The 26,892-nt window shown below is 34.7% G+C and carries 28 protein-coding genes; 10 read left to right on the top strand and 18 right to left on the bottom strand.

Translation table 11 applies throughout. The features are described from left to right. Positions 1–122 precede the first annotated feature (122 nt). The 11 genes from Q4500_RS00005 to xerA form a co-directional block, all read right to left on the bottom strand. Positions 123–599, bottom strand: a complete 477-nt coding sequence (locus Q4500_RS00005; RefSeq protein ID WP_303597737.1) for a cupin domain-containing protein — start codon at positions 597–599, stop codon at positions 123–125. A gap of 58 nt (positions 600–657) precedes the next feature. Further along, positions 658–810: a hypothetical protein gene (locus Q4500_RS00010; protein WP_303597738.1), complete on the bottom strand. Its 153-nt coding sequence runs from the start codon at positions 808–810 to the stop codon at positions 658–660. Between the two features lie 29 nt (positions 811–839). Further along, the gene (locus tag Q4500_RS00015) at positions 840–1,355 is read right to left on the bottom strand and encodes a hypothetical protein (protein ID WP_303597739.1); all 516 of its coding nucleotides are present in this window, start codon (positions 1,353–1,355) and stop codon (positions 840–842) included. Between the two features lie 229 nt (positions 1,356–1,584). Then, positions 1,585–2,112: a hypothetical protein gene (locus tag Q4500_RS00020; protein WP_303597740.1), complete on the bottom strand. Its 528-nt coding sequence runs from the start codon at positions 2,110–2,112 to the stop codon at positions 1,585–1,587. 2 nt (positions 2,113–2,114) lie between these two features. Beyond that, positions 2,115–3,056, bottom strand: coding sequence for a hypothetical protein (locus Q4500_RS00025; protein ID WP_303597741.1), 942 nt, complete (start codon positions 3,054–3,056; stop codon positions 2,115–2,117). A 150-nt stretch (positions 3,057–3,206) separates the two neighbouring features. Further along, positions 3,207–4,025, bottom strand: a complete 819-nt coding sequence (locus tag Q4500_RS00030) for a hypothetical protein (protein ID WP_303597742.1) — start codon at positions 4,023–4,025, stop codon at positions 3,207–3,209. 157 nt (positions 4,026–4,182) lie between these two features. Beyond that, positions 4,183–4,671: a GNAT family N-acetyltransferase gene (locus tag Q4500_RS00035; protein ID WP_303597743.1), complete on the bottom strand. Its 489-nt coding sequence runs from the start codon at positions 4,669–4,671 to the stop codon at positions 4,183–4,185. 329 nt (positions 4,672–5,000) lie between these two features. Beyond that, positions 5,001–5,561, bottom strand: coding sequence for a hypothetical protein (locus tag Q4500_RS00040; RefSeq protein WP_303597744.1), 561 nt, complete (start codon positions 5,559–5,561; stop codon positions 5,001–5,003). Between the two features lie 360 nt (positions 5,562–5,921). Then, positions 5,922–6,680, bottom strand: a complete 759-nt coding sequence (locus Q4500_RS00045; protein WP_303597745.1) for a DUF3667 domain-containing protein — start codon at positions 6,678–6,680, stop codon at positions 5,922–5,924. A gap of 230 nt (positions 6,681–6,910) precedes the next feature. Further along, positions 6,911–7,474: a hypothetical protein gene (locus Q4500_RS00050; RefSeq protein ID WP_303597746.1), complete on the bottom strand. Its 564-nt coding sequence runs from the start codon at positions 7,472–7,474 to the stop codon at positions 6,911–6,913. A gap of 119 nt (positions 7,475–7,593) precedes the next feature. Continuing rightward, entirely contained in the window at positions 7,594–8,721 is a 1,128-nt protein-coding gene (xerA, locus tag Q4500_RS00055; protein WP_303597747.1) for a site-specific tyrosine recombinase/integron integrase, read from the bottom strand. A gap of 70 nt (positions 8,722–8,791) precedes the next feature. Between xerA and Q4500_RS00060 the strand changes: the two genes are divergently transcribed. Beyond that, entirely contained in the window at positions 8,792–9,163 is a 372-nt protein-coding gene (locus tag Q4500_RS00060) for a hypothetical protein (RefSeq protein ID WP_303597748.1), read from the top strand. Positions 9,164–9,339: 176 nt separating this feature from the next. Here Q4500_RS00060 and Q4500_RS00065 read toward each other — a convergent pair whose 3' ends face one another. From Q4500_RS00065 to Q4500_RS00085, 5 genes are all read right to left on the bottom strand, one after another. After that, complete coding sequence (locus Q4500_RS00065; protein ID WP_303597749.1) at positions 9,340–10,125, bottom strand: SDR family oxidoreductase; 786 nt, start codon at positions 10,123–10,125, stop codon at positions 9,340–9,342. Positions 10,126–10,179: 54 nt separating this feature from the next. Then, the gene (locus Q4500_RS00070; RefSeq protein ID WP_303597750.1) at positions 10,180–10,497 is read right to left on the bottom strand and encodes a cupin domain-containing protein; all 318 of its coding nucleotides are present in this window, start codon (positions 10,495–10,497) and stop codon (positions 10,180–10,182) included. Between the two features lie 81 nt (positions 10,498–10,578). Then, the gene (locus Q4500_RS00075; RefSeq protein WP_303597751.1) at positions 10,579–12,750 is read right to left on the bottom strand and encodes an OmpA family protein; all 2,172 of its coding nucleotides are present in this window, start codon (positions 12,748–12,750) and stop codon (positions 10,579–10,581) included. A gap of 1 nt (position 12,751) precedes the next feature. Next, positions 12,752–13,705 (bottom strand): type IX secretion system membrane protein PorP/SprF, encoded by a 954-nt coding sequence (locus tag Q4500_RS00080; protein WP_303597752.1) that lies wholly within the window; start codon positions 13,703–13,705, stop codon positions 12,752–12,754. 3 nt (positions 13,706–13,708) lie between these two features. Continuing rightward, entirely contained in the window at positions 13,709–16,561 is a 2,853-nt protein-coding gene (locus Q4500_RS00085) for a gliding motility-associated C-terminal domain-containing protein (RefSeq protein WP_303597753.1), read from the bottom strand. Between the two features lie 251 nt (positions 16,562–16,812). Here Q4500_RS00085 and Q4500_RS00090 point away from each other — a divergent pair, with 251 nt between their 5' ends. From Q4500_RS00090 to Q4500_RS00100, 3 genes are all read left to right on the top strand, one after another. Continuing rightward, a complete protein-coding gene (locus tag Q4500_RS00090; protein WP_303597754.1) occupies positions 16,813–18,174 on the top strand; it encodes a UDP-N-acetylmuramate--L-alanine ligase in 1,362 nt (453 codons plus the stop codon). 61 nt (positions 18,175–18,235) lie between these two features. Continuing rightward, a complete protein-coding gene (locus Q4500_RS00095; RefSeq protein ID WP_303597755.1) occupies positions 18,236–18,439 on the top strand; it encodes a hypothetical protein in 204 nt (67 codons plus the stop codon). A 9-nt stretch (positions 18,440–18,448) separates the two neighbouring features. After that, positions 18,449–19,240 carry a hypothetical protein gene (locus Q4500_RS00100; RefSeq protein WP_303597756.1) on the top strand — a complete coding sequence of 264 codons (792 nt, stop codon included), beginning with the start codon at positions 18,449–18,451 and terminating at the stop codon, positions 19,238–19,240. A gap of 92 nt (positions 19,241–19,332) precedes the next feature. Here Q4500_RS00100 and Q4500_RS00105 read toward each other — a convergent pair whose 3' ends face one another. After that, positions 19,333–19,776, bottom strand: a complete 444-nt coding sequence (locus tag Q4500_RS00105; RefSeq protein ID WP_303597757.1) for a DUF1569 domain-containing protein — start codon at positions 19,774–19,776, stop codon at positions 19,333–19,335. A 63-nt stretch (positions 19,777–19,839) separates the two neighbouring features. On the opposite strand from Q4500_RS00105, the gene radC reads away from it, so the two are divergent. From radC to Q4500_RS00135, 6 genes are all read left to right on the top strand, one after another. Further along, a complete protein-coding gene (gene radC / locus Q4500_RS00110; RefSeq protein ID WP_303597758.1) occupies positions 19,840–20,538 on the top strand; it encodes a DNA repair protein RadC in 699 nt (232 codons plus the stop codon). After that, a complete protein-coding gene (locus Q4500_RS00115; protein WP_303597759.1) occupies positions 20,539–21,834 on the top strand; it encodes a polysaccharide deacetylase family protein in 1,296 nt (431 codons plus the stop codon). Then, positions 21,827–22,516 (top strand): YjjG family noncanonical pyrimidine nucleotidase, encoded by a 690-nt coding sequence (locus tag Q4500_RS00120; protein WP_303597760.1) that lies wholly within the window; start codon positions 21,827–21,829, stop codon positions 22,514–22,516. The genes Q4500_RS00115 and Q4500_RS00120 overlap by 8 nt, the downstream gene beginning before the upstream one ends. Positions 22,517–22,568: 52 nt before the next feature. Next, positions 22,569–23,114, top strand: coding sequence for a hypothetical protein (locus Q4500_RS00125; RefSeq protein ID WP_303597761.1), 546 nt, complete (start codon positions 22,569–22,571; stop codon positions 23,112–23,114). Further along, on the top strand, positions 23,111–24,553 hold the full coding sequence (locus Q4500_RS00130; protein WP_303597762.1) for a DUF5723 family protein: 1,443 nt from the start codon (positions 23,111–23,113) through the stop codon (positions 24,551–24,553). Before Q4500_RS00125 ends, Q4500_RS00130 begins: the two co-directional genes overlap by 4 nt. Positions 24,554–24,630: 77 nt before the next feature. Continuing rightward, on the top strand, positions 24,631–25,533 hold the full coding sequence (locus tag Q4500_RS00135) for a hypothetical protein (RefSeq protein WP_303597763.1): 903 nt from the start codon (positions 24,631–24,633) through the stop codon (positions 25,531–25,533). Here Q4500_RS00135 and Q4500_RS00140 read toward each other — a convergent pair. Then, positions 25,530–26,807, bottom strand: coding sequence for a replication-associated recombination protein A (locus Q4500_RS00140; protein WP_303597764.1), 1,278 nt, complete (start codon positions 26,805–26,807; stop codon positions 25,530–25,532). The two genes, Q4500_RS00135 and Q4500_RS00140, sit on opposite strands and share 4 nt — an antisense overlap. Positions 26,808–26,892 lie beyond the last annotated feature (85 nt).

Here is a 26,892-nt window from a genome sequence, read left to right on the forward strand (position 1 = left end):
GTATACGAGACCCGTATGTACGGTGGTGTGAGAGGCGCACTCCGTTCCTAATTAGGGGCGGAGCCGTCTACTCGATTGTACGCTGGCTATTTTCTCCTATTCTCTTGATTAGTTTTAGAAGGTTAATTGTTTTTTAGTTTTTCGGCTACTTCATCATAGTATTCTTGTGTTATTACTTCAGACCAAGTAGTTGGTTGTCCACCGCCATATAAAGCTAAATAAGTTACATCATTAAACTTGGTTGAAGAATGCCAATGTTCTGTATCTTTCTCACATTTGATTACATCTCCTGTTTTCAGAATCACAGGTTCTTTTCCCCTTTCCTGATAATATGCTTCTCCATCAACAATAATTAAAACTTGTGCAGAACCGTGTTTGTGCCAATCCAAGGTTGAGTTCGCTTTAAAGGTTGCTTTTGTGATATTATAACCTAATTCAGTATCATCGTGAATAATTCCATTCAGCCAAGCTTCTCCAATGTAATGAGTATTTGGTGCTTTGGCTCCTTCTGTCAGATACGAAGAAACTTCATATTCAGAGTCTTGGGAAAATGCAGATAGTGAGGCTAAAAAAAATAGGATTGAAATTGAAATTCTCATTTTATACATTTTTAATTAGTTGATGTTTCGTCTTCATTGCTTGCGTACAACGGTGCGGCTATGGCAAGTAGGGCAGGCAAGGAAACTTTTCGTTTCCGTCTGGTCTGCGAGCCAAAGCTTTTTGTTTTGTAATTATTTTTTCTTTTTTAATTGCCAAATCCAAAAGATTTGGCGGACTTTGCAAACACGCCCAAGCCTTTAAATTCAGCACTTATCGCCCTATTTGCTATAGCCATTGTTCTACGCAGTTTTTTCATTCGTCATTGGGAATTCCGTAATTTTTCCGTCAATAAACATACGCAATTCTTGGTCTGAATGTACCAAGTTAATTTTGATTCCCTTATCATTCAGAAATTTTAGCACGGGTCCAAATTCAAATGAGTTCTCTGCAATTGGAATCTTTATTTTTTCTTTTCCCTCAACCTCTAAATAAATTGCGCTGTCTTGTCGATAGCCTCCAACATTATATTTTACATTTTTTATTTGTCCAAATTCCAGTATTTGAGATTCGTTTCTGCTGTTAAGATTCTTTTTTGTCAATTCCATTTGCTTTTCCGTAATCCGAAGTCCATTTGTGTAGTAATTACGAATTGTCCCGCCAACAATAGCTACCAGAAAAATTCCTCCCATAAAGAGCTGGATTTGCCAAGAGTCCGACATAAAAATGAAAAAAAATCCGATAAGTCCCATAATCAGGATTCCAGTCGGATTGAAAATTTTTGTTTTGGTCTGATATATTATTTTATCCTTTTCCAAGTGGTTTTGGTTGTTTCAAATTGCGTAGAACGTCTCAGTATATGAAAAGTAGCGCTGAAAATAAGCGATAATTTTCGGATTATACACAAGCCGAATTTTTAAATTTTACTAATTATTTTATTTTTGGGAATTTGTCAAATTTAAAAATTTGGCGACTTTCCAAAAATGCCCAAGCCTTCGATTTAGCAACGACTTGCGCTATTTTTTATATACACTGTTAGGCACAGTACTATTCCGCAACTCCTTTTTTCAGAAGTATATAAACTCTATTCAAAATCATTGTCAAAGTCAATAGGAATAATATCATAAGAAAATAATTCAGTCCGTTTATTACTTTTTCCAATATTCCCAAATATTCAAATTCAGGAATATCAATTGTGGTTAACAGTAGTGATAAAACAATGAAAATAGATAGAACTATACAAAATGAAATATTTATATGTATTTCATTTATAAATCTCTTTTTTAGATTGTTATCTTCTGATTCAGCATCTTTTTTTATATTTTCCATTTGGCTATAAATTATAGCTAAAAGATTAAATAAAAAGCCTCCAAATATTGAAATTGCTGCGATTAAATTACCTAGTTGTTCCTCAAATGAATACCCTTTCCAAACAAGTAATGTCGACACGATGATTGGGAAAATAAAAAACAATAAAAAATCTTTCCAATAAATTCTATTAGAACTTTGGTTAAGACTTCTCATAGTACCTAAATGGTCTTTTATGATTTTGAGTATGTTAATTCTATTTAGCATAGTTACATTCTCAATTGAATTATATCAACAATTAATTCTTCACTTATCCTTATTAGAGATTCTCTTGTTGGTTGACCTTGTTCACTTAATTCGACATCAGCAGTTACATCAATATCTGGCTGAATTTTATTCTTATGCTTTACGTAAAAAGTTTTTCTTTTACCATTTAGTTCAAGTTCAAATTCTACTTCATCAAAATCTTCATCAATTCCATCAATCTCAATTCTTTCCCTATCCGGATTTGTAAACAAATCATTTACGAAATTTTTATAGTTTTGAGGTAAACTAGTAGGCGAAAGCATTGATGTTTTGAGAGTGCCAGGTATTTGGTCTTCACGCATATCATTACTATAATATTCTTCAATAGAATTTGGTATTCTTCTTTTTATAAAATCTACCTTTTTTAGATTTCCGTGAGTTATCATAGTTCTATAAACTCTACCGTGAACTACATTATTTATAAAGACGGTATAATTTTGATAGCCTTGTCCTTTAACGTAACGATTTAGAGTTTGCTTTAAAATTGTTTTTATTCCAAATTTTGCTTTTCTCTGTAAAATCAAAGCTCCGTTGTCTCTTTCTGTTGGTATTTTAAGATAGAAAAAAATGTTGCGGAATGCAGCGTGATTCCTTTGTACTTCTACAATAGTTTCTCTTGATTCAACATCTTTAATGTCATATTGTTCTCCGCTTATTCCAGTTGAGAAAAACCCGTGAATACTCCGATTTTCAATATTCACATTTGGTGGTGCGTCTAAAGTCAAATGAATTGCAGTAGTTTCTCTAGCATCAGTAGTAGCTAAAATTGTTTCAAAAATAGAATTAAGATAATTTTCCATTATTCTTAAGAAATCGTTTTCTCCGTTAAAACGACTTAAAATTTGGTCGTTTTTCTGTCTATCTCTTATCTTAAGAATATATGTTGAAAGTAAAATTCTATCCATAATGTTTTTCTCGTATTGTGCCTAACGTGTTGTGTATGAGTAGTAGCGGATTTCTATTCACGAACCTTTCGGTTTTGCACCGACCTTTGTTTTATGTTCATACTTTCGTTTTATCACTTAATCCGCTATTACTTATACACCTTGTTAGCCTTAGTATTTATTACTATTGAAAATTTCTTTTACTCGGTCAATATTATGGCAAGCTTTTCCAAATCTATAGTCATCATCCTTATTATATGTATCAATTGTTTCTTGTCCAATGACCAGGTCACTCTCTAACACATAGCCTCTTTTTAAATAATTTTTGCAAAATTCTGTAACATCAATCTTGTCTTTTTTCACCCCATCTATTCCTTCATTAACTATATCATTATGATTTTTAAAGTATTCATTTTTAATAATCCACTCAAGACTTTTCAAAGCCTCTTTTCTTATTTGTTCATTAATTGAAATCCTTTTTTCAAAACTTTCATAAATTGAAAACAGTGGAAACACTGGAGTTTCGATACTAAAGCTCATTGAATGGACGTTGCTTTTATCTTTACTATTTACAGAGAAGCTTATATCTTTTTCTTTATCTATCAAAATCGTTTTGTAAAGTCTATCCCACTTACTATTGTAATCGAATTTGCCAAAGCGCTTTTCTAAGTCTTCTAGAGATATTTGGGAATTTAACTCATAGGGCAAATCAATATTTTTCTTGTTATAAATAATAGCATATGAAAGCAATGGTACATACATTCCTTTTCTCTTGTTAGTGTCAGGAACAGGTGGGTATTTTGGATTCCAAATATTAAGGGCGAAATTTAATTCTACGCTCATTTTTCTTTGTACTACAAAGAAACTATCGTCTCCAGATTGTGAGGAAATACTATCTCGCTTAGGATATTTTAAACCATACTTTTCAAAAAAAATCTTTGTATTTTCGCTTTGTATTGGCTTTCCTAAAATTTTACTAAGTTCAATCATATTCTTTGTTCTTTATTAAGGCTAACGGTCTCGGCTATGAGTAGTTGCGTGGTTTAGTACTTAACTTTGCAAGTACACACCAAACTGAAAATCCTCGCGGATTTTCAGAAGTAGGCGAGAACAAGCAATTACTTATAGCCATTGTTGTAGGTAGTTTTTATTTATTCAAATTTTTATACATTATATACGTGTCAACTAAACCTAATTCAGAGTGTTTAAATCCTTTCGGTGTAGTTCCAATTATTTCAAATCCGTATTTTCTCCATAATTCAACTGCTCCTTTATTCGTACTAACCACAATATTGAATTGAATTCCCTCAAAATTATTTTCTCTCGCTATTTTGAGAGAATGCTCACAAAGTTTTTTTCCAATTCCCTTTCCTTGTGAATTTGGGTTTACCATATAACTACAATTCGCAATGTGACTTCCTAAATCAATTTGATTCGGTTTAATGATATACGTTCCGAGTATTTCTCCATTTTCTTCAATCACATAAGTTTTCATATAATCTGCAAACCAATGTTTTTTTAAGTCCGATTTTGGTGTATTCGGATTAAACACATAAGTGTCTCCTGTTTCAATCACTTTTGAGAATATTTCCCAAACTTTATTATAGTCAGCCTCTGTTGCTTTTCTGATATTCAATTAATGTCGTTTTAAATTACCTACAACGTCTCGGCTAAGCGTAGTGCGGTAATTAGTAAACTTTTCGTTTCCGTCTGCGCACGAAGCTAAAGCTTTTGGTTTAGTTTTATTTTTTTATTGTCCAAAGCTAAATCCCAAAGATTTAGCGACATTATAAATATACACAGACCTTTCGGTCTAGCCCAAAAGTCCGCATTACGTTTAGGCATTGTTACCCAACGTTTTTTCCGTCCGAGTTAGTTTTTTTGTCAGATTGGCAAGTCCATCAACACAACAGTTGCGTCTGAGTGAAGTCCATCTACGTTCTGATTGCGTGCGAATTGAATGGTTTAATAAAATTTGTAGCCAACCCTTAGCAAAATATTGTAAACAGGTCTAATGATTGCACCTGCCTGCTTTGTACTTGCAGGAATACCAATACCTACACCACCGCCAAGTTCATAATTAAAATTCCAGTTTATATTTCGTTTTATGCCCCAAGTGGGTATCACAAAAATATCATCTCCAATTCTGGTATTTTCTTTTTGAGATAATGAAAACCAATTAGGATACCATTTCATGCTTAAGGAAAAGAAATTTCCACTATTATGATATATGTCTTTATTGTTTGATTGTCTTTTGGGAAGATTATAAAAATATCGAGGTTCAACCGAAATTACGGGAAGGAAAACAGGGAATTCTCCACCACTAATTTCTTTAGTTGTTATTGACCCATCTAGACCTATTTCGGAGTGTAAGGTCCAATGATTTGCTAATCGTAATTCATTGTTTGCCCAAAAACCTAAAACCCCAGTTTGAATATTGAAAATGGATTTTTCGACTTCTTGAGAATAAGTACAGTTTAAAAAAAGTATAAGAGAGATTAATAGTAATTTATATTGTAGTTTCATTAGGCGTGTTCTTCAAATTTAGAACGGAAGAATTGTAAGTTTCTTATTACAGACTTGCCTAATTTTTATTTTTTCAAAATGTTGGGTAACGGTTAAGCTAAGCGTAGTGCGGAGGCAAGGAAACTTTTCGTTTCCGTCAGCGCACGAAGCTAAAGCTTATTGTTTAGTTTTATTTTTTTTGTTCAAAGCTAAATCCATAAGATTTAGCGACTTTATAAATATACACAGACCATTGGTTTTAGCCCTAAAGTCCGCATTACGTTTAGGTTTTGTTGTGCTCAGTTACGATACATAAGAGTAAGCACGTTATACCTCCGTTTAAGTTTCATTCCATCCGAGTAAAGTCCATCCGTAATACCTTTAGAAAATTCCGCTTTCTGCTAGATAACCAATCAAGCTCATGAATACTCCTATAAAAATGAAATATAACAGATATGCTAAAAGCGAAAGAAATATTTTCGTAACAAATTTTTTGGATTGAAAAAATTGAATGAAAGTCAAAAATGTAAATAGGATGGAAAGAATAAATGGCAAGCCTTGTAAAAAGTAGCTGTCACTATTAAATGCAAAGTATAAAAAAGTAAAAATTATATAAATTACTATTTGTTGACCTGTAATATAAAAGTTGAGTATTAAATGTTCGAAATAATTATACTTAGCTTTTTTAAAAGACAAGTAAGATGCTAAGGAAAAAATTGGCAACAGAAGCAAAGTGGAATATGCATAGTTATTTGCCAACCAGTTAAGAATTTTAATTGATGTCGATAATTTTTGATTTCTAGTATTAAGAGCATCTGATGCGCCATTAATAGCACTTCCTAGAAAGGTTTTTGTTTCGGTAAAATAAGTTAACAATACATAAATTGTTGATACTAAAAGAACGAATGCTAAAGGTTTAAAATGTTGTTTTCGTTTCCCCTCTAAAAATTCTCTTATGCTATGTCCAGGTCTTATGAAAAGCTCCTTAATTGTAAATAGTATACCGCGATTCACTTGTAAAACGCTGTTCGAAATCTCGTCAGCTAGATAAGTGAAATTTATTTTTTGAACATTTGAATTTTGACCACAATGATTGCAAAAATTCCCCTCAAAGTTTTGTTTGCAATTTTTACATGTCATTTATTATAATTTATAGAGTAATTGAGCACAACGGTTTTGTATAAGATTAGTGTGGGAGGTAGACAATGATTTTATTGTCAGCCGAGCCACAAGCTTATACTTATTTTATGTTTTTTCTTTGTCGATTTAAAAATACTCAAATAAGTATAAGCGACACAATAAAAAAAGACAAACCTTTGGAGGAAAAATAAAATCCCACATTAAACTTATGCGGTGTTAGCAGCTGTTTTTTATTCAAACCTTAAATTTATATCAAGGTTTTTTTTCATTTCTTTAAATTCACTTTTGCTTAATGGTCCATTAATTTTCAATTCTTTTTTCTCAATGATATAATAATTTTCCTTATTCGCTTTCATTTTTTGAATCGATGAAGTTTTTTCTATAAGTTCGCTTGTGTATTTTTCAGAATAAATGCTATTATTTTCCGATTCGTCTAATTTCGCTAAATAGTTCTCATTTAGGTCAAGATATTTTTTGTCATACGTGAAGTATGTTTCAGGCATAAATATCATATTTTGAATTAAACGAGAATTCTGTTCGATGTCGAAGTTCTGTTTTACAATAATGAAATCAGAATTATATTCATAGTTATCAATATCAGATAAGATAACAGGAAATTTTTCATTATTCTCAAGTCGATAAATTCCATTTCCGCCGAAAGTTGTTACATCGAAAATTATTTCTTGAAATGGAATATAATAGAAATTGTTTCCAAGATTAATTTCTTCTTCATTGTTACAAGAGAATAAAAAAACAGAAACTAATAAACACAAAAAATCACTTTTAGTTTTCATTCGTTATTCAAGTTTTTTGTAGATAGCTTTTTAAATTTCATATTTTCAGGAGTTGAGTGAGTAATTGCTGCTAACAATTGTATAAGGTAACAAGTTACTTTATATCTATTTTAGAATCACTAATCTAATGGATTTTTAATTTCTTTAAAAGTATTTGTAGCAACATGAGTGTAAATTTCTGTTGTTTTACTTGAGCCATGCCCTAAAAGTACTTGAATCTGCCTAAGGTCAACATTAGATTCTAAAAGATGTGTAGCAAAACTATGACGAAGTGTATGTGGTGACACATTTTGTTTTATACCTGCTTTATTAGCCGCTTGTTTAACGATTTGTACTACGCTTTCTGGGCTATATTTTCCTCCTTTGCGCCCTTCGAAAAGAAATTCTTTAGGCTTCCATTCCTTAAAATACATCCTCAAATCTTTGAGTGTATTCTTCGATAAAAGAGTAAGTCGGTCTTTATTGCCTTTAGCTCCTTCAACTCTTATAAGCATTCGTTTGCTATCAATATCATTTAGTTTTAGGTTCAAAAGCTCGCTACGGCGCAAACCAGAACCATACAGAAGTTGTACAATACATCTGTGCTTTAAGTTGTTGGTATGTTCAATAATAGCTATTACTTCCTCTTTTGAAATGACTTTGGGTAGTTTATATTCTTTTCTTGGACGTTCTATTTCATATAATCTATTGGGCATTCCCAATACGGTTTCGTAGTAAAACTTAATCGAATTAATTACTTGATTTAAGTACGAGTTAGATACGTTTTTATGTATTAGAATCTGTAAAAAGGCACGTATGTCGCTTTCATCAAGTGTTTCTAGTTTACTTTCCTTATAATGGTTAATAAACATTTCAAAAAAGGTTACATATGTTTTAACGGTGCTGTTGGCATACTTTTTTAGTTCTAGCTTCAGTAAATATTCCTCTGGGCACAAACGGTATTCAGCAACTGTTTTTCTATTTCTAAACCATTGTACATCTACTTTTTCATTGTTGGTACTAATAGGTTTGTTGCTGTAGAATTTATTGTAATTGATCCATATAATACCTTTAAAAGTATTGAAGAGTATACCCATATTTTCTTTAGTGTTGGGTATATAGGCCATATTATACTGTTGGCTCCATTTAGGGTCGGGTAACCCCTTGATCAAGTTCTGTATCAACTTGTCTGGCGAAAATTTAATGCCGATCATTTTCTGATCTTTAATCATTAAATGATATAAGGTTATTGATCTTAACGGATTCATTTTGTAAGAATAATCTAAATTAAAAATATTAGCCGTATATTAACCAACTAATATGCGTTTAATGTCGTTTATGAAAAAAAGATGTCCAGAATGTAATATTGAAGTGAAAGGTAGATCCGATAAGAAATTTTGTTCGGCAAAATGTAAGTCTATACATCAATATGAAAACGTACAAAAACAAGAGGTTTTCTATTTAATGGTCGACAAACAATTGAAAAAAAATAGAAGACTTTTAAAAAAGTATAATAAATCTGGCTACACCACGGTAAGAAGTAAAGAACTTTTAAATGACGGATTCAATCCCAAATATTTCACGCATTATTGGAAAACAAAGAAAGGTGAGCTCTATTTGTTTTGTTACGATTTTGGATTTTTGAGCATGAATAAGAATGGAGTACAGAAATACTTAATAGTACAGTGGCAAGATTATATGTATAATTAGAACAACATAAAAAAGGATGGTCAATGACCATCCTTTTTTCTTAAAATATATCTTAACTGTATAGAATAAAACAATACGGACTCAAACGCCATGAACTATTTAAAATAGCGCAGCTGCATAGTACATGGTATTTTTATTAAATCTGTTAAGTGCTATTAACGTAAACCGTAGTTTATTTAGAGCGACTTCAATAATCCGCCATCAATAGGAATATTCGTTCCTGTAATATAAGCGGCGTTATCAGATGCCAAGAAAGCTGCTAAATACCCATATTCTTTTGGGTCGCCAATTCGCTGCACTGCTACTCTAGATTCCATTTCTTTTCTTACTTGGCTTTGTTCAATACCTAATTGTTCCGCTTTTTTGGCATTAAGCTGCGCAATACGGTCCGTGTCAAAATAACCGGTGAGTACGTTATTTACTGTAATATTATGTTTGCCAACATCGGTAGCTAAAGATTTTGCCCAAGTGACCACGGCAGCTCTAATGGAGTTAGATAGTGCCAAGTATGATAATGGTTCTTTTACAGAGACCGAAGCTACATTGATAATACGTCCCCAATTATTTTCTGTCATGGACTGCAAAGCCAATTCAGTTGTAAAGACCACGGTTTTAAATAGCAAATCAAATGCGGTTTGATAGTCATCAACTTTTTTCTCTAAAGCGCTACCTGCAGCCGGACCTTGGGTATTATTAACCAATATATCTACCGTGTTGTTTTCAAAGTAGGTGCTTATTACCTGTTTGTAATCTTTGAAATTATTGAAATCTACGGCTAGGTATTGGTGTTGCTGACCTTGGTCTGTAGGTAAGTCATTTACTATATGGTTTAATTTTTCTTCGCTATGAGACATTAAGGTTACACTGGCACCACTTTCTGCTAACTGTTGCGCAATTGCTTTACCAATACCACCGCTACTACCACCAACTAATGCTTTTCTCTTTTTTAAAGATATATTCATTTTTAAAATTTTTAAATTAGGTAACTGAGCGTAGCCGAAGTTAATTACTAAATTCTATCTGTATTCTTCTCTAGTTGGGCTAAAAACATCTAACAATTTACATGGGGTCAAGGCAATGCCACTATGCTTTTTATGCGGGGCAATTACTACGATGTCACCTGGGCGGTACACCTTTGTAGTTCCATCTAAAGTGAATTCAAAATCACCTTCCATAACATGCATGATCTGCTCGTTCATGTGAGCATGTTCAGGTACTGTGGCGCCTTTTTCTACATCCCAAAATGCCATACTCATGTTTTCAGAATGTACCAATTTGCCATGTAAACCAGGCATAATCTCTTTTGACGGAATTGTAGAAAGGTTATAGTTCATTATTCTTTAGTTTAAGAACTAAAGATACTAGAATCTGTCGCAATTTTATAATAGATGTTCGTCTAGAAATGTTGTTTTCGGTTAGTTGCCGTATTCCCAATCAAGTACTACAAATTCGCAGCGTCTGTTCCACTCATGATCTTCTTCAGAACAGGCTTCTTCAGTTGCACAAACTACAATAGGTTTTGATTCTCCGTATCCTTTTGAAACCACTCTGCCAGATTCAATTCCGTTTTTAACCAAGAAATCTTTGGCAGAATCGGCACGTTTTTGAGATAGGTCTTTGTTATAGCTTTTATTGCCACGAATATCTGTATGGGTGCCAATTTCAATGACCATACCTGGGTTTTTCTTCATGATATCGATAACGGTCTGTAAACGTTCGCGAGACTCTCTTCTTAGATACCATAAACTATAATCGAAATGTATTTCTTCGGTCTGTATAACGGTACGGTCGCTCTCTTTTACTAAAGCTTCTTCTGTAGCTATGGCATCGGCTATTTTCTTTGCCAGTGCCTTCTCCGTTTTTGCTTTCTCGGCAATGCGCTGTTGCGTTAAACGTTCAGCTTCTTCAATACGTTGTTTTTCTGCTAATAGATCGGCTTTTTTATCTGCCTCTAACTTTTTAGCAGCCATTTGTTCGGTGCGTAGTTTTTCAGCTTCTTGCTTTTCTTGTAATGCCAGTGCTTCTGTTTTTTGCTTTTCTAGGATGGAATATAAAGGCATGGAAGCATCATGTTCGGCATTTCTTTCTTTTGTACTGCGGATGTTTTTGGCATTACCCTCATACCCACTTTTTTCTGCTTTTACTTCGTAGGATGCTTTACAGACAATATTAAAATCGAACGCACCATTTTCTTTGGTAATGCATGTGGCTATGACCTCGTTTTCTGCATTTGTTAAAGTTACCGTTGCATTGGCTAACGGTAGGGTAGTGGTGCGATCCGTAATAATACCGGCAATAAATTGTTCACAATCTTCAATTGATAATTCTTTGGTGATGCTAAAACTGTAGATGTCATCGCTACCCTTACCAGATGGTCTGTTCGATGCAAAATAACCTGATGCATTATCTGTATTCAATACATATGAGAAATCATCATAACCACTGTTTACTGGTAATCCTAAATTATCCGGATGCTGAAATAATCCCTTTTCATTTTTAGAAACAAAGACATCTAGAAGTCCGAAACCTGGGTGACCGTTAGATGAAAAGTAAAGTGAATTATCCGAAGCTATAAATGGAAATTGTTCCTTCTTATCCGTATTAATTACACTACCTAAATTTACGGGAGTGCTAAACGAATTGTCGGCTTGTAGGCTTGTTTCATAAATATCGAAAGAACCGAATCCGCCTGGTCTATCCGAAGAAAAATATAATTTCGTGGCATCTGCATTTAAAGCTGGGTGCTCATTAGAATAATCGTCGCTATTAAATGACAGTTCGGTAATATTTTTCCATTCGCCTTCAACTAGATTAGCCCTATATATTTTTAAATTGGATACCTTTTTGTCATCGGTTTTACGCTTACCATGGTTATAGTTGTTACGGGTAAAATACATCGTGTTTCCGTCAGGTGAAATTGTAAAAGAACCTTCGTGTAATTTTGTATTGATCGTATTTGATAGGCTTGTACTAATACTATCGCCCAGTTGTTCTTGCTCTATTGGGTGTGTATAGATATCTAGATACTGCTGATTGTTCCACCGGTATGTTTTTAAAGCTGATTTTTTATGTGCTGCGGTGTACCAAATAGCATCACCTACCTGCATTGCCCCAAATTCTGATGTTGTTGTATTCAGATTGCTGTTTGCAATAGCGAAACGATTACCGATCGCTTTTACATTTTCTAAGTATATATTCTCTTCTTTTAGTTGTTGCAACTTTTCCGTACTACCTTCTTTGGTGTAATAATCAAAAAATACCTGCCCGGCTTCGTCATATTCGCCAATAGCTTTCAAAGACTGGTTCAGCTTAAAATAATACTGGGCATCTACCGTATCTCCATAATTGGAAATAAGGTAGCGGTACCAACGTGCCGATGCTTTTAGATCAAAAGTATGGTAATAGCTATCTGCCAAGTTTTTTACGACCAAACTGCTTTTATTGCTAGGTAATGCTGCTTCGTACAAGGCAATGGCATCTGCATAGTATTTCTTTTCAAATAGGTCGTTGGCACGTTTTAAGTCTTGTGACCATGTCGTTTGAAATACTCCTAAAAATAGGATGATATAAATATGTAAGTTTTTCATTTTAGTAGAATCTAGGAGATTTATCATAGCCTTTTTTGAGTCCCCAAAGGTCTAGGTCGAACAGCACGAAAATTTCGTGTGATCCATTATTGAATGCGCCTAAATTAGACAAGGTGTAATCATAAGCATAGCCTATGCGAACAGAGGGTATGACCGCAATATTGAACATGGCATTGACAGAGTCATCTAACCTGTATGAGACACCACCTTCAAAGCGATTGTTGAATAATGCGTTGAAAGATACATCTGCGGTAATAGGTGCGCCCGATACCATTTTGGTCAATACAGATGGCTTTAGTTTTAAGTTAGAATTAATGTCAAATACATAACCTGCCATACCAAAAAGGTGAATGGCTTCTGAGCCAATGCGGTTAAGCCCATCTCTATTTTCTAAATGTTTAGAGGTCAATAAATTTGGAATAGACAGACCTGCGTAAAACTTATCTCTGTTATAAAATGCACCGATACCCAAATTTGGGAAGGTGTTGTTCATATTTTCACTAAAGGCAGGGTCATCTTGAACCTCTGGTAGCCTGAATCCGTTAAAATTAGTTTCGAAGGTAGTGATACCACCTTTTAATCCTAAACTTAAATTACTTTGCTCATCTAGCTTAAGTATATAAGCAAAATCAACATAGATATTATTTTCTTTCAACGAACCGTCGCCAATATCATCTGATATAATGGATGCGCCCATTTCAATTTTTTCCGATAACGGCGTGTGGGCGAAAAAGGTCAGCGTTTTTGGTGCGCCAATAGCATTTTCCCATTGGGTTCTGTATAGCGTACCAAAATTAAGCATGCCAGGTTCATTGGTCGTGTAAGCAGGATTGACCACATTCATGTTATACATATATTGTGTATACTGCGGGTCTTGCTGTGCCTGCGTTTTTAAAAGGAACAAAAGCATAAGGATGCAAATACCCCAAGGTGTGTTTGTTAATTTCTTGTGCATGGGTTATCTGTTTAAGTATAAGCGACCTTGAATAGGTTCTGAATTGCCTTTGTTATAATTAATGATATAGAAATAGACTCCGTTGGGTGCTGTTGAAGAACCGTTTCTTCCATTCCACGCTGGGTTGGTTATATCACCTTTGAATAAGGTGGTTCCATATCTGTTTAAAATCTCTAAAGTGAAATTGGGGAATATCATTTCTATATTAGGAATGAAAAAAGTGTCGTTTCTGCCATCGGCATTCGGTGAAAATCCGTCTGGTATAAAAAAGTCATAATTTTCGGGATCGCAATCACTGAAATCTATAGTAATAGGAACACGTGTTGCAGAAGAACATCCGGTAACGGAATTATAATTTTCGGCGTAGTACGTAGTATCTGGTACTAAAGGAATATCATCTGTAAGTGCCGTACCACCAGTTTCGGTTATAAACCAAAATACTTCATTTTCTGTTTCGTTTTCTAATGCTCTTAAGGCTATAACCGTAGGGTCATCTAAACCACAAACAGATAGTACATCTGAAGAAATAGCTGTTGGTGCCACGGTTATTACGGTCGGGGTAATTTCTAATCGCTCTGTGCTCGTACAACCACCGCTGTTGGTAGATGCAAAATATGTTTGACCATCAACAAGAATTGTAGTATTGTCTAGTGCAGTACCGCCTGAGAGAGCGTCAAACCAAGTTACAGAGTTACCAGAAACGACGGATAATTCGATATTTGCCAAAGTCGGATTCCTTTCTGCGCAGAACAATGGGTTACTAACTGCGGTAGTTGGCGCATCAGGATTGCTGAAATTGACAGTTACCTGAACACGTTCGGTGCCTTCGCAATTGGTAAGTGGGTCGCTATTGGTTACAAAATAATCTTCACCATCAATAAGCTCAGTAGAGATAGGTAGAATATTGGTATCTGTATCAGTATTGTAAAATAAGATATCGCCAGCTGCGGTAACATTAATATCCATTAATGTTGGGGTATCATCAAAATCACTGAGACAAAAAGTCTGATTGGCATCGGCTGTGGGAGCTTCAGGCATTCCGCCCCTTGAGAAATTGTCATTCTCCTCAAACTCAAAATCTAGCCTACAGGGAGTAGTATCGTTTTGAACGCTGCGCACACTGGCTGTATAATTACCAATTGGCAATGCATCTACATCTATTTGGTATGCTGCCGTACCCCCTGTAAAATTAATGGTGTTGGTGGTTAGTACTGTATTAGAACCTAATTCGGTAACATCATAAGTAATAGTGTACGTACCATCTGGTAGTATCGGTGCATCGACAAGCACATCTATCTGTATAGCATCGCAATTGTTGTCTATAATCAAATCTAACTGAATAGCATCTGGTAATGGAGTTACCGTAATGGTATCTACTAATGGGCAACTTGTTGCATAAGTGCCTGTTATTGTTGGTGTAATGCTGTATTCGCCAGCTAAGTTAAAATTACTTGAAGGTAGTATAAACGAGGCATTACCATTGGTAAATTCAAGCTCGAAAGGATCAGAATTTACAGTACTTCCATCTGGGTTTGTTATGGTATAGGTTGTTGAAAAATTGCCAGTGGCGAAATTTCCATCTACATCAAGAATTTCAATAATTTGAATAGTATTGTCGGTCTGTATGCATATATCTTGCGCAGTAATATCTGAACTGGTTACCAAAAAGGTGGTAGGCGGTACAACAACTCTAGGGCAAACATCTCGTAGGGGCGTGTCACTTCTTATTCCAATAACCTCTAGAGTTACCTGTTCATTTAAAGGTACCAAACCCTGGTCAACTACAAATTGGCCATTTCCGTCAGCTAATGTTGTTTGCGATTCGCCTAAAATATTATTAACGAGATATTGTATTAAAAAATCACCATTATGTAAGAGTGTGTCATCATAAACAAGGTCAACGACATATGCTGATCCTACACAGATATCAACGGTTTCAATTGTGCCATTTAGTATGGGTAATATTCTAATGCTTACTTCAGAAATTCTTTTTTCGCACACTGGGTGACTAGGGAAAACGGTATAATTGAAGGTAAAATCTGCATACCCGAAATTGTCGTACATTTCTTGAATGTTGATGACCGAATCGTTGAGGTCACTTAATTGATTGGTTCCATCTTCTGTCCAGGTTCCATTAGGGTCTTCACCTAGCAATTGTTCATTGAGATCAAATGCGGTATAGCCCGAAAGATCATCGCCTGCACAAAAAGTTAATACGGGAGCCCTACCTGCGTTTGGCGGTGGGTGCACCTCTAAAATTACTGTAGAAGTTCTACCTGAACAAGTATCTACATCAGGTACGGTGTACGTAAAAGTATATATACCGGGTCCTGCTTGTAGGGCATTAAAAAAATTATCATTTAATTGACCGGTAAAGGTACTTGGGTCTTCTTCCCAAAGCCCATTAAAATCCTGTACTTTTCCATCTACATTGCTCCCTAAAAATCCGTGTAAGTTTACATTAGGGTCATCACCACAAGCATTGGCACTACCATCAACATTATCTTCGCCAGGGTAACCCCCTAATGTTATGTTTATGGTAGCAGTTTCATTACAATCGGTATTTGTGTATACGAATGAGTGTGTACCGTAATTGTTAATACGCCATAAATCTACAATACCCGTACTTTGATTTAAAGCATAGAAATTTTCTGGATTTGTGGTTGACCATGTTCCGCCAGCGGTAGGTGAGCCACCTAGTCTTGGAAATAAGGCAAAGTTACGGTTGGTGTCATCTGCATCTTTTTCACAAACTACAACGCTAGCATCATTTCCTGCGCATTGTGCTTTGACCAAGTTTGAGAAACCAAGCGAAAAACACGCAATGGCTAAGAACCTAATTTTTAATTTATTCATTAATAGGGGGGTGGTTGTTGAATGCAATATTGAATGTTAAAAGTATTTGCCTAATTCTTTGTAAGAAATTATATGTTGTGAAAAGTTAGAAATGTAGGGTGAATACTATTAATAATGATATATAGTGTTAAAATTTATTGTAATTCATCGATAATATATTGATTTACCTACATGTTGGCGTCTTCTTGGTTTTGTAAGAATCGCTTAATTTTAATTGCACAATACGTATCTTTGGAACCTAAATTTTAGGAATGCAAATACATTTTATTGCGATAGGAGGAAGTGCCATGCACAATTTAGCGTTGGCTTTAGAACATAAAGGATATGTTATTACAGGTAGTGATGATGTCATTTTTGAACCTTCTAAATCTAGATTATCGGCAAAAGGATTGTTGCCCGAAGAATTTGGCTGGTTTCCTGAAAAAGTAACAAGTAATTTAGACGCTATAGTTTTGGGTATGCATGCCAAGGCAGACAACCCAGAATTGTTAAAAGCCCAAGAATTGGGAATCACTATTTACTCTTACCCAGAATTTTTATACGAGCAATCTAAAAATAAAACCCGAGTAGTTATTGGTGGTAGCCATGGTAAAACAACCATTACCTCAATGATTCTTCATGTCCTCAACTTTAATGATATAGAGGTTGATTATATGGTAGGGGCACAATTAGACGGTTTTGATAGAATGGTGCATTTGACAGAAGATAATGATTTTATAGTGCTAGAAGGTGATGAGTACTTATCGTCGCCAATAGACCACAGACCTAAATTTCATTTATACAAACCTAATATTGCTTTGTTAAGTGGTATAGCTTGGGATCATATCAATGTGTTTCCCACTTTTGAAAATTACGTAGAGCAGTTTAAAATATTTGTTGATAGCATTGTTAACGGTGGTTCTATTACATATAACACAGAAGACGAAACAGTAAAGGAAATTGTTGAAGCCTCTGAAAATGCCATTAGAAAATTACCGTATACCACACCTGAATATAGTGTTGAAGACGGAGAAACACTTTTGGAAACAAATGAGGGGCCAATGCCTATTGAAGTTTTTGGTAAACATAACCTAAGCAATTTGGCAGGTGCAAAGTGGATTTGCCAAAATATGGGAGTTGACGAGGATGATTTTTATGAAGCCATTGCCACATTCAAAGGGGCATCTAAGCGATTGGAAAAAATAGCGGAAGGTAATTCAAGTATCGCCTATAAAGATTTTGCACACTCACCAAGTAAAGTTGCAGCTACTACAAAAGCGGTAAAAGAGCAATACCCAAATAGAAAGCTAATAGCCTGTTTAGAGCTGCATACATACAGCAGTTTTAACCCTGAATTTTTAAAGGAATATAAAGGTGCTTTAGATTCTGCCGATGAAGCGGTTATCTTTTTCTTACCCGAATCTGTAGCCATTAAGAAGTTAGAAGCGGTAACCCCCGAACAAATTTCAGAAGCTTTTCAAAGAGACGATTTAAACATATTTACCGATGCAAAATCTTTTCATGAGTTTATAGAAAACAAAGCGTATAAAAATTCTACTTTATTATTAATGAGCTCTGGTAACTATGGAGGACTAAATTTGGAACAGTTGAGAAATGTAATCGTAAATAATTAAAAATCAAGCAATTTAATAATCTAGTTTTCGTTTGGTCTACACTAACCAATAGTTTTGAATTGTGAAAAAATTAAATATTTTAGTATTATCCTTCATTTTTTTAGGTGCTGTTTCGTGTAGAGATACCGAAAAAGAGCAAGAACAATTAGACGCAACCCTTGATAAAATTGAGGCTGTTGAACAAGATTTAGAGAAAACTTCCAAAGAAGTAGAAAGTAAAGCAAACGAAGTCGAATCTGCTCTAATGGAATTAGATAGCATTTAAAAAAAGGATATGAAAGTTATTATAAAAAATATAAGGTTAGTGTTATTCTTTTTTACACTAACAACTGCTACAGGTTATTCTCAGGGAAATTCTGAAGGAAAAGCAAAGGGTAAGGAGAAAAAAGAAAAAATTCAAAAGTCTGTTGAAGATGAAGCGGAGTTCCAAAAAGGCAAAGCGAAGGAAATGAAGCAGAAGGGGCAAGATAAAATAAAGGATAAGGCAAAAGGTAAAAAGGAAGATGTTAACGAATCTGTTGAAAACGAAGCAGAACGCCAAGAAGGCAAAGCTGAGGAAATGAAACAGAAAGGTCAGGATAAGGTCAAAAAGGCTAAAAAAGAAAAAGGTCTTGAAGATGATGATGACTACATGAAAAATGATGATGATTTTGATGTAGAAGATGAAATGGACGATGAATCTGAAAAGAAGGTAAAAAAGGTTAAAAAAGAAAAATCTAACAACGGCAAAGCTTACGGTAGAAATAAAGGCGATATGAGTGGTGAAGAATTTGGTAAATACCGAGCTTCAATTGCCAAAGAGCAGGTAGAGGAAACCGAAAAGGAACTTACTGAGAAAGAAGAAGTTCTTAAAAAAGGTAGAGAAAAGGTAAAAAATGCTAAAGAAAAAGTAGCGAAAGAAAGAGAAGTTAAAGGTGCTGACGAGGAAATTATTAAGCAAAAGGAAGAAAAAATTTCTAATGCAGAGAAAAAGCTTAACGAGTTAGAAGAGGTAATTAAACGCAACAAAGAAAAAGTAAAACAAAAAGCAGAGGAAATTAAAAAAGTTTCCGAGCCTGTTCAATAACTTTTTCTGAAGAATATTAAATTAAAAGCCCCTGCATCTTTTGCAGGGGCTTTTTCTGTGGCTTTAGTTTAGAATTAAATAAAAAAGCTTCACTAAACTCCAAATTGCTTCAAATGATGATCTAAATGTTTGTATTGCATTTGTCCCCATTGTTCTTTTGTAAAAGGTCCAAAAGCAGGGTGTGGATACCATTCTTCTCGATCACGCACGGCATAAAAATCGTTCACTAAAGTCTTTAGTATTTGATGTTCAGCAGCGAAGTCTTTGGCTTCTTTTGTTTTTAGTTGAGGTGCCGTCGGTAAATTTTTACGCCACGGTTTATCATTATATAAAGATTTTTTAAAGAATGTTTTTACGAACCAATTGCCCTTAGAAGTATTGGGTGTATTCTTAATAGCTAATTTCAACGGGTACTGGCAATGCCAAACCATTTGCCCAACGGTCATTTTTCCCCAACCTTTCTCAGAGGTTTCTGAGAGTTGCTCTATTCTTCCTTTAATTTCTTGGTATGCCTCTTCGTTTAAAATCGATTTCATGGTTGATTTTTTAATTGATGCATAAATTTACCATAAAATAATTAGTTCTGTATCTTTAGGCCAATGCACGATAAACCAACTTCGTTTTCCATCAAAAATTGGTCAGATGATGATAAGCCAAGAGAAAAACTAGTTCAGAAGGGTCGTTCGGTATTGTCTGATGCTGAATTGATTGCTATTTTAATAGGTTCGGGCAGTAGATCAGAAAGTGCGGTTGAACTATCGAAACGTATTTTGGCATCTGTAGATAATAACCTAAATGAATTAGGTAGGCTTTCCGTTAAGCAATTAATGACCTTTAAAGGTATTGGAGAAGCAAAAGCGGTAAGCATAGCGGCTGCATTAGAAGTAGGTAGAAGACGTAGGGGAGAAGATGCCGCCAAAATAGAAAAAATAGGAAGTAGTAAAGATGTATACGAGATTTTGCAACCGCTGTTGGGTGATTTAGAACATGAAGAATTCTGGATTCTCTTTCTTAATAACTCCAATAAAGTATTGCATAAAGCACAGTTGAGTAAAGGCGGTATCACTGGTACTTTAGTAGATGTGCGTATAGTAATGAAACAGGCGTTAGAATTAGGCGCAGTAGCAATTATTCTGGCTCATAATCACCCTTCTGGTACACTAAGACCTAGTGCTGCAGACAAACAGATTACCCAAAAAATAAAAATTGCTAGTGAAACTTTAGATATTAAAGTGTTAGATCATTTGATCATTACCCAAAAAAGTTACTATAGCTTTGCTGATGAAAAAATTCTATAGATGTTATTGATTTATACGCATAAAATAACACCACGTCTTACCTATATCATGAGGCATATCTTCGTGAATATATTAGGTGTTGATCTTGACTTTACCACTAAGGTAGAGGATTTTATAAAGCATACCGGTCCAAAAATAACGTATACAAAACAACCACTTCAAAACGAATTTTTTATTCGTAGTAACGAGTTGCTTTTTGAACAAGGTATTAATGATATTGAATTAAATATTGCAGTTTGGGAAGATGTACCTTGCTTTTTTCAAGCAGGGGAGCGTAGTAACCTACCGTTTGATGTTTTTGCCGCTAGTTTCTTTCTACTTTCAAGGTATGAAGAGTACTTGCCGCATGTAAAAGATATTCATGGTAGATTTTCTCCGAAAGATAGTATCGCCTTCCAAAACGGATTCCTTCAAAAACCCGTGGTAGATATTTGGGCTCTTAAATTATTAGATGCACTTAAAGAACGTTTTCCAGATTTGGAACATAAGGGTAAAACGTATGATTTTGTATCGGTTATTGATGTAGCAACTTCACACTGCTATGCGAATAGAGGAGTAGTTCGTGGCTTGGTAGGCATGCTTATGGATATAGGGACATTTAAGCTTAAAAGAGTTTATGACCGTATAGCAGTGGGTTTAAATAGACAGAAAGATCCTTATGATAATTATGCTGAATTAATTGCCTTGCACAAGGAATATAATGTAAAGTGTAATTTCTTTTTCCAGTATGCAGATTACTCAAAGTATGACAAAAACGTATCTATCAACAGTATTAAATTTAAGTCACTTATAAAATATGTAGCTGATTATGTACCAGTATCATTAGCAGCTAGCTATAGTTCATTTTCTGACCTAGAACTATTAAAGAAAGAAAAATCCAATTTAGAAGTGGTCATCAATAGACCAGTAAACAATTGTAAAATGCGATATAATAGGGTCGATGTACCTCAGACTTATCGTAATCTTGTTGCGGCAGAATTTACCAATGACTACACCATGGGGTATACCTTTGAACTTGGTTTTAGGGCAGGCACCTGTACACCATTTCAATTTTATGATATTCCTTTAGAAGTAAAGCAACCTATAAAAGTGCATCCGTTTGCTATTCATGATATATCGCTTTCAAAAATAAAGAAAAATCAAGAAGTATTGCGTCAGGTGCAATTAATCACTAATGAGGTTAGAAAAGTTAATGGTACGCTTATAACGATGTTCTCTAATGAAGTCTTAGGTAATAAAGAAGATAGAGATTGGATGAATGTGTACACTGAAGTAATAAAACAACAACATGTTTGAAAATAAAGTAACAGATGTATTTTTTGATTTAGATCATACCCTGTGGGATTTTGATAAAAATTCGGCACTGACTTTTGAAAAAATATTTAATGACCATAAAGTCGGTGTAGAACTACAAGATTTTCTAGAGGTCTATGTACCCGCAAATTTGAAGTTTTGGAGATTGTTTAGGGAAGATAAAATAACAAAATCAGAATTACGGTATCAGCGTCTTAAATCGGTTTTTGATACTATGGGGCATCCTGCTACTGATGATTTAATTCATTTATTATCCGAAGAATATATTAATCATTTATCCTCATTTAATGCCCTTTTTCCTAATGCAATTAGTGTGTTAGATTATTTACAACCCAAATATAAATTGCACATTATTACTAACGGTTTTCAAGAAGTTCAAGATAAAAAGCTTAGAAACTCGGGTATTCATAGTTATTTTGATCAGATTATTGATTCTGAAATGGCAGGAGCTAAAAAGCCGAATCCGGTGATCTTCAATATGGCTTTAAATAGAGCTGGTGTAGTACCAGAAAAGTCAATAATGATCGGTGATAGCTTAGAGGCAGATATTTTGGGTGCAAAATCTTTAGGTTTTCATACCATACACTTTAATGCGCACAGAGAAGAAACTCATGATCTGGCTCCAATAATATACGATTTGCAAGAAATAAAATCCTTTTTATAGAGTTACTATTACTATAGACGCCTGTCTATATGTATTAAACTTTAAAGAGGCAATGAAAGAGGTACGTATTCTATTTACAGTTTTGGTAGGTCTGCTACTGGTTGCGTCTTGTTCTGAAGAGCAAGATTTTGATCAGCTAGATGATTTAACTGTTGCCCCAAGTTATGAAGCTAGTATCTTCTATGTAAAGGCTCAAGAAACGCTTATCAATAGGGTAGCGGGACTCAATTTTTTTACCCAAGATTTTAACTTTGATGCGTTCGAAGAACCTTTTTTTACGAAAAAGGTGTTAGCGGGAGTGTTAACGTATGAATTAGAGAATACTACAAGTAAACCGATAGAAATTAGACTTGAATTTTTAGACGAAGCCGAGAATGTATTAGACACTGAAGTTTTTAGTATGGATCCAGCACCAACAGCTATTTTACAACGAGATGTGGCATACGGAGCAACCGGTAAAAGTCTCGATATTATTAGAGCCACTTCTGAAATAAGATTGACAGCCATTAACTTAGGCGATAACAGTAGTGAGTCTGCTTTACAAGATCCTGCAATAGTGCTTCGTTCTAGCGCGCAATTTACTTTAGAATTGCAATGAGATTATGCTATTTCCTTTTTATGGTTTGCATATTGCTTACTTTGGGTGTAAAAGCTCAGAATAAGCAAATTCTATATGATTTTAATGAAATACCGCAATCCCTTTCTGTAAACCCTGGTGTCGAAACCGATTTTAAATGGTTCGCAGGTGTGCCTTTGTTGTCTGGTATTTCTGCTTATGGGGGTTCTAATGCTATTTCCGTCAATGATATTTTTGCCAGTGATGGGGTGGATATTAATTTAAAATTTAGGGAACGGGCTTTAGATGTCCTTACGCCTAAAGATGAGTTAAGTACTACGGTACAAATGGAATATTTAAGTGGCGGATTTAGAAGTGAAAACCCGAATGTGTTTTATTCTTTTGGAGGGTATTTAGAATTCGATAATATTTCTTACTGGCCAAAAGACTATGCTTACTTAGTATTTGATGGTAATGCGGGTCAATTGGGTAGAAGTTATGACCTAGGTGATTTAAAGACACGGGGGTCTTTGATGAATGTTCTGCATTTTGGAGTAAATAAAAAAGTTGATCGAAATTTGACTATAGGGGCTAGGGGCAAGATTTATTCAGGAATCACCGATTATAGTTCAACATCTAATCAAGGAACTTTAAGAAATACGGAGGGTCAAAATAATAGAATCTCTACCAATTTGAATGCAGATTTACTATTGCGAACCTCAGGTCTTCAAGCTTTAGATGAAGCGAATGATTCTGAAACTTTAGGTAATGAAATAATTAGTCGAGCCCTTTTTGGTGGTGATCTTGGTTTAGGTTTTGATCTTGGTTTTACATATCACTTGTCTGAACGTACCACAGTTACTGGTAGTTTATTAGATGTCGGATTTATATATCATTCAAGTGACCCCAAAAGTTATAGCTTAAATGGAAACACTACGGTTGAAGGTATTGAAATAGATGTCTTAGAAAATTTTGCAAGCTTGGACAGGGATTTTTGGCAAGATTTAGTTGATGAAATTGAAGCTGAGGTTCCTTTTGAAACTGATACTAAAAGTTATGTTTCATTTCGACCTACAAAGTTATATGCTTCTATAAGAAATGATTTCGGAGAGCCTGTAGGTAATGGAAGTTCGCAAAGTTGTGATTGTACAGCCGGATCATCGGCAGGTGGCGAATTGAGAACTAAGTACAGGAATTCATTTGGCGGTCAACTATATATGATCAATAGACCGAGAGGTCCGCAAATGGCATTGACCGGTTTTTACACCCGCAGAATCGGAAATGTTTTGGCATTTAAAGGAACATATACTGTAGATAAATTCAGTCAAACCAATGTAGGTTTAGGAATGAATCTGCAAGCCGGACCTGTCAACCTTTATGTTATGGCAGATAACTTATTATCGTATAATAATATAGCGGCTACTAATTATGCTTCGTTTCAATTCGGGTTGAATATTATATCATGGGGTCGTAGTAAGTAGCATATCTTCTTAGTTGAATTTTATTTTTTTGGCATGCTTTTTTCATATATTACGGTGAATTTAAAATTTACAACGTTTTGAAAATAATTATCGCCTTAGTATTCACCTTTATTGGATTTTCTTCATTCGCTCAATCTAATTTAGATGATTATAAATATATCATCGTACCTAAAAAGTTTGATGCTTTTAAAAATATGAACGAACACCAAACCAGCACGTTGGTAAAACATCTTTTTACTGGTAAAGGTTTTGTTGCGGTATATGACGATCAATTACCTGATGACTTAAAATTTAATAGATGTTTGGGGGTTGTCGCAGATTTACAAGATGATAGTAGTTTGTTTTCTACCAAGACCATCATTAATTTAATAGACTGTAATGACAAGATTGTTTTTAGCACCATGCAGGGTATAAGTAAGATAAAGCAGTATAAAGAAGCATATAATGAAGCAATTAGAGAATCTATGCGTTCTTTTAATGGCATCAACTATACTTATAGTAATAAAAAAGAAAAAGAGGAGCCGGTGACCGTTAGTTTTAAAAATGACGTTAAAAAATTAGATGAGTCTAAGGCTCATAAAGTGTTACAAGCAGAAAAGGCAGCAGAAGAAGTAAACATAAAAAGAGCGCCTACGGTAATTTCTGAAGAAACGGAGAAAACGCAGTATTATAAAGATATTACACCCGTTGAGTCGAATATTAAAAAAACAGAAATCGAGAAACCAGCCTTTAAGAGTTTGGTCATTAAAAAGCCAAGTGAGACAAGTATTTGGTATGCGCAGAAAACCGATAATGGATATCAGTTGGTAGATAGTTCGCCTAAGGTTAGAATGAATTTATTAAAAAGCTCAGCTGATAATGTCTTTATGGCAAAAACCGATAACAAAAATGGTATGGTATACCAAAAAGAGGGTAACTGGATTTTTGAATATTATGAAAATGATAAACTAATTCAAGAAGAACTGAATATCAAATTCTAAAAGTCATATTTCGCTTTCCATCTATTTTTTAGAAAATCGCTAAGGGCTTTTTCTCGGGCATTATTTCCAGGTTTATAGAAGGTAGTACCTTTAATTTCATCGGGTAAAAATTCTGCATCAACAAAGTTGTTCTGGTAATCGTGGGCATATTTATATTCTTGTCCGTAACCCAAATCCTTCATTAATTTAGTTGGTGCATTTCTTAGAGGCAATGGTACTGTCAAATTCCCAGTTTGTTTTACAACTTGCTGCGCTTTACCGATCGCCATATAACTAGCGTTACTTTTTGCTGAGGTAGCAAGGTAAATTGCACATTGACTTAATACTATACGGGCTTCGGGGTAACCAATAGCGGTAACTGCCTGAAAGGTGGTATTTGCCATCACTAAAGCAGTTGGGTTTGCCAAACCAATATCTTCTGATGCTGAAATAAGCATTCTACGGGCAATGAATTTTACATCTTCACCACCTTCGATCATTCTTGCCAACCAATATACGGCTCCGTTAGGGTCGCTCCCTCTAATAGATTTTATAAAAGACGAGATAATATCATAATGTTGCTCACCTGTTTTATCGTACAGCACAGTATTCTTCTGCACTTTAGATAACACCAATTCGTTGGTGATGACGATGTCGTCGTCAGCTTCAGAATTGACTACAAGTTCAAAAATATTCAATAATTTTCTGCCGTCACCTCCAGACAAACGTAACAAAGCTTCCGTTTCTTTAAGTTCGATTTTTTTAGACTTTAGCAATGTGTCTTTCTCCATTGCCCTTTTTATCAGATTTTCTAAATCATCTTTTCCGAAGGCATTTAAAATATAGACCTGGCAGCGAGAGAGTAGTGCAGGTATAACTTCAAAACTGGGGTTTTCTGTGGTAGCACCAATTAACGTTACCCATCCTTTTTCAACAGCAGCTAAAAGAGAGTCTTGTTGAGATTTGCTGAAACGGTGTATCTCATCAATAAATAAAATAGGGTTTTTAGCAGTGAATAATCCGCCAGATTGTTTCGCTTTATCGATTACTTCTCGAATGTCTTTTACACCACTATTGATAGCACTTAAAATATAGAAAGGTCGTTTGCTTTGTTCGGCAATAATGTTAGCTAAAGTTGTTTTACCAGTACCGGGAGGTCCCCAGAGTATTAATGACGGAATAATGCCTTTTTTAATTTGGTTCGTTAGTGAACCCTTTTCACCCACCAAATGGTGTTGACTAATATATTCGTCTAATGTTTTAGGCCGTACGCGTTCTGCTAAAGGTTCATTCATAATACAAAAGTATACTAAACTTAAATGAGAATAAAAAAGTAACGTGCCAATTGATTGTTAAGTAAGGATTAGGATGACAATATGA

Source organism: Maribacter sp. 1_MG-2023, assembly GCF_030547005.1.
GTDB lineage: Bacteria > Bacteroidota > Bacteroidia > Flavobacteriales > Flavobacteriaceae > Maribacter.